The sequence below is a fragment of the Mesorhizobium sp. M7A.F.Ca.CA.001.10.2.1 genome (assembly GCF_003998575.1).
Lineage (GTDB): Bacteria > Pseudomonadota > Alphaproteobacteria > Rhizobiales > Rhizobiaceae > Mesorhizobium.
This window is the reverse complement of the sequence record NZ_RZQY01000371.1, coordinates 1-5,807: the sequence shown is the minus strand read 5'-3', so window position 1 is coordinate 5,807 and position 5,807 is coordinate 1. Positions and strand designations below refer to the sequence as shown.

The following is a 5,807-nucleotide window of genomic DNA, read 5'->3' as shown; positions in this document are numbered from 1 at the left end:
GTGCAGCAACCGGGCGGGCAGGGTGGGTCCTCGGGCGGTGAACGTCGTTTTGTCGAGACGCTGGCGCGCGCGGCCGTCGCTGTCGGCGTTGCCGGCGTGTTCATCGAGACCCACCAGGATCCTGACAATTCGACCTCGTCGGATGGTCCGAACATGCTGCCGTTAAAGGACATGCCAGCCCTGCTCGAGCGGCTGATGGCATTCGACCGTATCGCCAAGGGCCTCTAAGGCCGGACGCATACCCTGCCGACCGCCGGCGCTTGTGGAAGGCACGAGCCGGCTATACGCTTGCCTTGCAACTGAGCGTTTTGGCAGGAGGAAGCCATGTCCGTCGCCCGCGTCACCGAAATCACATCGTCGTCGAAGAAGAGCTTTCAGGACGCCATCGAACAGGGAATTGCGCGCGCCTCGAAAACCCTGAAGAACGTCGAGGGCGCCTGGATCCAGGACCAGAAGATCGTCGTCCAAGACGGCAAGATTGTTGCTTATCGCGTCAATATGAAGGTTACCTTCATCCTCGCGGAGTGACCGGGCGTCGCCGAAAAGTCGGGAACCTTCGCCCGCGCCCCTCATTGTCCAAGTATGGTTCTAAACCACAATGAGGAGCACAATCATGACAACCCAGACAGGTCACACCCAAGCCATCGCCGCCTCACGGGTCATCGGTACATCGGTCTACAATACCGAAGGCACGAGCATCGGAAGCATCGAGGATGTGATGCTCGACAAGATGACGAACGGCATCATGTTCGCGGTGATCGGTTTTGGCGGCTTCCTCGGCATTGGCGAAAAATATCACGCCATTCCGTGGGCGAGCCTCGACTATGATGAGGACAAGGGTGGCTATGTCGTGCCGTTTTCCAAGGAACAACTCAGGGCGGCGCCTGCCTATTCGATCAACGAATTGAGCGGGGCGGATGGCGAGGCGGCGCGCGACGAATCTTACAATTACTACAAGGTCACGCCTTACTGGCATTGACAGCAACGACAAAGCGGCCCCGTCGAGAGACGGGGCCGCTTTGTATTCTGGCTTATTCGCTGACGTGTAAGGGGGCCATCGCCTTCGGCGGCGACTGCTGATTGTCGCACGACGTCAGGAATGCCGCCGCGATCAGGAACAGACTCACGATACCACTCAACTGGGACATGGCGAAACTCCTCCTGTTTCGCCCCGCGCGCTGCACCTTAACCGGAAGTCAGCCGACCGTGCATGACTTATGATGACAGCGATTTGCGCTTCGTGAATCGTTCAGAGGCTGATGCCGCGGCAATAATTGCCGGCCGGCCGATTGCCTTTTGCAGCACTTTGGCTAAGACGTGCGGCATTCTTCAGATCAATCGAGGACATCGCAAATGACCGCCATCATCGACATTGTCGGGCGTGAAATCCTGGACAGCCGTGGAAATCCGACCGTCGAGGTCGATGTCATTCTCGAAGACGGCTCGATGGGCCGCGCGGCGGTGCCGTCGGGTGCTTCGACCGGCGCCCACGAGGCCGTCGAACTGCGCGACGGTGGCGCCCGCTATCTCGGCAAGGGCGTGCTCAGGGCCGTCGAAGCGGTGAACGGCGAGCTGTTCGAGGCCATCGGCGGCATGGAAGCCGAAAACCAGATCCATATCGACCAGACCATGATCGAGCTTGACGGCACGCCCAACAAGAGCCGGCTTGGCGCCAACGCCATTCTCGGTGTGTCGCTGGCGGTGGCCAAGGCGGCCGCCGATGCCGCCGGTCTGCCGCTGTACCGTTATGTCGGTGGCACCAAGGCGCATCTCCTGCCGGTACCGATGATGAACATCATCAATGGCGGCGCGCATGCCGACAACCCGATCGACTTCCAGGAATTCATGATCCTGCCGATCGGCGCGCCGACGCTGCGCGAAGGTGTCCGCTGGGGTTCGGAAATCTTCCATACGCTGCGCAAGAAACTGAAAGACGCCGGCCACAACACCAATGTCGGCGACGAGGGCGGCTTCGCCCCGAACCTGAAAAGCGCGCCGGTGGCGCTCGATTTCATCATGGAATCGATCGAGCAGGCTGGCTTCAAGCCGGGCGACGAGATCGCGCTCGGCCTCGATTGCGCCGCGACCGAGTTCTTCAAGGACGGCAACTACGTCTATGAGGGCGAGAAGAAGACGCGCGATCCCAAGGCCCAGGCCAAATACCTGGCCAAGCTTGCCGCCGACTATCCGATCATCTCGATCGAGGACGGCTTGGCCGAGGACGACTGGGAAGGCTGGAAGTACCTGACCGACCTGATCGGCAAAAAGACGCAGCTGGTCGGCGACGACCTGTTCGTCACCAATACGGCGCGGCTGCGCGACGGCATCCGCATGGGCGTTGCCAATTCGATCCTCGTCAAGGTCAACCAGATCGGCTCGCTGACGGAAACGCTCGACGCCGTAGAGACCGCGCACAAGGCCGGCTACACTGCCGTCATGTCGCACCGCTCGGGCGAAACCGAGGATTCGACCATCGCCGATCTCGCGGTTGCCACCAATTGCGGACAGATCAAGACAGGCTCGCTGTCGCGCTCCGACCGCATGGCCAAGTACAACCAGCTGATCCGCATCGAGGAAGAACTCGGCAAGCAGGCAAGCTATGCCGGCAAGTCGGTGGTCAAGGGCTGATCCAGAAACACCGGCTCATCGATACCGGACAAAAGGGCGGGAGCATTCCCGCCCTTTTTTGTTTCGACGCCGCCCAACAGGACACCCGTAACCGTCCGTTAAGCACAATCGGGCGAAAAAGATCGTGAGCCGCCTGAGTTCGCGGCCGCGAGGATTTGGATCATGTGGACGCGTCAGCACAAGCAGAGAAACACCGGCCGACTGATCATTCCCTCGCTTTGCGTGGCGTTCCTGGCCTATTTCGGCTTTCACGCCTATCACGGCGAATTCGGCATCTATTCGAAATATCAGCTGGAAGCCCAGACGGTGGCGCTGCAAGGCCAGCTCGATGTGATCAAGGCGCGCCGCATGGAACTCGAGCGCCGCGTTCGGTTGATGCATGAAGGCACGCTCGAAAAGGACATGCTCGATGAGCAGGCACGCAAGGCGCTCAATCTGTCCCAGGCTGACGAAATCACCATTATGTTGCCGACCTCGTCGAAATAACTGATTTCAAGTTAATCATCAATATTTTCAATGATTTTAATCGCTTAGGCGCATGCCAGCTATGCAAATTCGGCATGGCGCAACGCTTTGACGCGTGTTAGCCTCCCTTAAATCGGTGGGGAAGAGCTGATCTCCCCAGAGCAGATTTCATCTGCTCTAATGTCCACAAAGAGACGCCAACAGGGAGTGATGCATGGCCACCGCCGCCAGAAAAGCGCCTGCCAAATCCAAATCCGACGGCAAATCGGGGCTTTCGGCCCCCAAGCCTGCCGAATTCACCAAGGACGAAGAGCTTGCCGCTTACCGGCACATGCTGCTCATCCGTCGTTTCGAGGAAAAGGCCGGCCAGCTTTACGGCATGGGTTTCATCGGCGGCTTCTGCCACCTCTATATCGGCCAGGAAGCGGTCGTCACCGGCATGAAGATGGCACTGATCGATGGCGATCAGATGATCACCGCCTATCGCGACCACGGCCACATGCTGGCGATGGAACTGTCGCCGCGCGGCGTCATGGCCGAGTTGACCGGGCGTCGGGGCGGCCTGTCCCGGGGCAAGGGCGGCTCCATGCACATGTTCTCAAAGGATAAGCACTTTTACGGCGGCCACGGCATCGTCGGCGCGCAGGTGTCGCTCGGCACGGGCTTGGCCTTCGCCAACCGCTACCGCGACAACAACAATGTTTCGCTGACCTATTTCGGCGATGGCGCGGCCAACCAGGGCCAGGTCTATGAAAGCTTCAACATGGCCTCGCTGTGGAAGCTGCCGGTGATCTACATCATCGAGAACAACCGCTATGCCATGGGCACCTCGGTGTCGCGCTCTTCGGCGGAAACCAATTTTTCGCACCGTGGCGCCTCGTTCAAGATTCCCGGCATCCAGGTCGACGGCATGGATGTCCGCGCCGTCAAGGCCGCCGGCGACCAGGCGACCGAATGGTGCCGCGCCGGCAACGGGCCGATCATTCTCGAAATGCAGACCTACCGCTATCGCGGTCACTCGATGTCCGACCCGGCGAAATACCGCTCGAAGGAAGAAGTGCAGAAGATGCGCTCGGACCATGATCCGATCGAGCAGGTCAAGGCACGGCTGATGGAAAAGAAGTGGGCGACCGAGGACGAGCTCAAGACCATCGACAAGGAGGTCCGCGACATTGTCGCGGATGCCGCCGAATTTGCCCAGAACGACGCGGAGCCGGATCCGTCCGAGCTCTGGACCGATATCGTATTGTAACGGGAGGGCAAGGACATGCCGATCGAAATTCTCATGCCCGCTCTCTCGCCGACCATGGAAGAGGGCAATCTTTCGAAGTGGTTGAAGAACGAGGGCGACAAAGTCGTCGCCGGCGACGTCATCGCCGAGATCGAGACCGACAAGGCGACGATGGAAGTCGAAGCCGTTGACGAAGGCACGCTGGGCAAGATCCTGATCGCCGCCGGTACCGAAGGCGTCAAGGTCAACACACCGATCGCCGTGCTGCTACAGGACGGCGAAAGTGCCGGGGATATCGGCAAGGCCGCGGCGCCCGCCAAGGCGGAAGCGCCTGCAAAGGCAGAGGCTCCGGCGGCGGCAGAGGATAAGGCGGAGGCCGCAAAGCCGGCTGCGCCGGTGGCTGCTGCTCCGAAGTCGGAAATCGCCGCCGATCCGGACATTCCGGCCGGCACGGAAATGGTCTCGACCACGGTGCGCGAAGCGCTGCGCGATGCGATGGCCGAGGAAATGCGCCGCGACGGCGATGTCTTCGTCATGGGCGAGGAGGTTGCCGAATACCAGGGCGCCTACAAGATCACGCAAGGCCTGCTGCAGGAATTCGGGCCGCGGCGCGTCGTCGACACGCCGATCACCGAGCATGGCTTTGCCGGCGTTGGCGTGGGTGCGGCGATGGCCGGCCTGAAGCCGATCGTCGAGTTCATGACCTTCAACTTCGCCATGCAGGCGATCGACCAGATCATCAACTCGGCCGCCAAGACGCTCTATATGTCCGGCGGCCAGATGGGCGCGCCGATCGTGTTCCGTGGACCGAACGGTGCCGCCGCACGCGTCGCCGCTCAGCACTCGCAGTGCTATGCCGCCTGGTACAGCCACATTCCGGGCCTGAAAGTGGTGATGCCCTACACCGCCGCTGACGCCAAGGGCTTGTTGAAGGCTGCGATCCGCGATCCCAATCCGATCATCTTCCTCGAGAATGAAATCCTCTACGGTCAGTCCTTCGACGTACCGAAGCTCGACGATTTCGTGCTGCCGATCGGCAAGGCGCGCATCCATAAATCAGGCAAGGACGTCACCATCGTCTCCTTCGGCATCGGCATGACCTATGCGGTCAAGGCTGAAGCGGAACTGCGTGGCCTTGGCATCGATGCCGAGATCATCGACTTGCGCACGATCCGGCCGCTCGATCTCGACACCATCATCGCCTCGGTCAAGAAGACCAACCGCCTGGTGGTGGTGGAGGAAGGTTATCCGCAGAACTCGGTCGGCGACCATATCGCCAACCAGGTGTCGCAGCGCGCCTTCGATTTTCTTGACGCGCCGGTCATCACCATCGCCGGCAAGGATGTGCCGATGCCTTATGCGGCGAACCTCGAGAAGCTGGCGTTGCCGAATGTCGGCGAAGTCATCGAGGCGGTCAAAGCCGTCACGTATCGCTGAACCGGGCGGGAGGACAAAATGCCAATCAACATCACCATGCCGGCCC

The 5,807-nt window shown here is 60.6% G+C and carries 6 protein-coding genes and 1 pseudogene; all 7 read left to right on the top strand.

Translation table 11 applies throughout. The annotated features are described in order from the left end of the window. Positions 1 to 228: pseudogene (locus EN964_RS21960) on the top strand (3-deoxy-8-phosphooctulonate synthase); the annotation flags it as partial. Between the two features lie 96 nt (positions 229 to 324). After that, positions 325 to 528, top strand: coding sequence for a dodecin family protein (locus tag EN964_RS21955; protein WP_013531476.1), 204 nt, complete (start codon positions 325 to 327; stop codon positions 526 to 528). 85 nt (positions 529 to 613) lie between these two features. Next, entirely contained in the window at positions 614 to 979 is a 366-nt protein-coding gene (locus tag EN964_RS21950; protein ID WP_127270592.1) for a PRC-barrel domain-containing protein, read from the top strand. Between the two features lie 374 nt (positions 980 to 1,353). Continuing rightward, positions 1,354 to 2,628 carry a phosphopyruvate hydratase gene (eno, locus tag EN964_RS21940; protein ID WP_127273626.1) on the top strand — a complete coding sequence of 425 codons (1,275 nt, stop codon included), beginning with the start codon at positions 1,354 to 1,356 and terminating at the stop codon, positions 2,626 to 2,628. A 162-nt stretch (positions 2,629 to 2,790) separates the two neighbouring features. Continuing rightward, entirely contained in the window at positions 2,791 to 3,114 is a 324-nt protein-coding gene (locus tag EN964_RS21935) for a septum formation initiator family protein (RefSeq protein WP_127270588.1), read from the top strand. Between the two features lie 193 nt (positions 3,115 to 3,307). Continuing rightward, positions 3,308 to 4,345 (top strand): pyruvate dehydrogenase (acetyl-transferring) E1 component subunit alpha, encoded by a 1,038-nt coding sequence (gene pdhA, locus EN964_RS21930; protein WP_127276724.1) that lies wholly within the window; start codon positions 3,308 to 3,310, stop codon positions 4,343 to 4,345. 15 nt (positions 4,346 to 4,360) lie between these two features. Further along, on the top strand, positions 4,361 to 5,761 hold the full coding sequence (locus EN964_RS21925; RefSeq protein ID WP_127271464.1) for a pyruvate dehydrogenase complex E1 component subunit beta: 1,401 nt from the start codon (positions 4,361 to 4,363) through the stop codon (positions 5,759 to 5,761). Positions 5,762 to 5,807 lie beyond the last annotated feature (46 nt).

Excerpts from the sequence above, each read along its gene's own strand:
- EN964_RS21950 (WP_127270592.1), top strand. The coding sequence starts at position 614 with ATGACAACCCAGACAGGTCACACCCAAGCCATCGCCGCCTCACGGGTC.
- EN964_RS21925 (WP_127271464.1), top strand. The coding sequence starts at position 4,361 with ATGCCGATCGAAATTCTCATGCCCGCTCTCTCGCCGACCATGGAAGAG.
- EN964_RS21955 (WP_013531476.1), top strand. The coding sequence starts at position 325 with ATGTCCGTCGCCCGCGTCACCGAAATCACATCGTCGTCGAAGAAGAGC.
- eno (WP_127273626.1), top strand. The coding sequence starts at position 1,354 with ATGACCGCCATCATCGACATTGTCGGGCGTGAAATCCTGGACAGCCGT.
- pdhA (WP_127276724.1), top strand. The coding sequence starts at position 3,308 with ATGGCCACCGCCGCCAGAAAAGCGCCTGCCAAATCCAAATCCGACGGC.
- EN964_RS21935 (WP_127270588.1), top strand. The coding sequence starts at position 2,791 with ATGTGGACGCGTCAGCACAAGCAGAGAAACACCGGCCGACTGATCATT.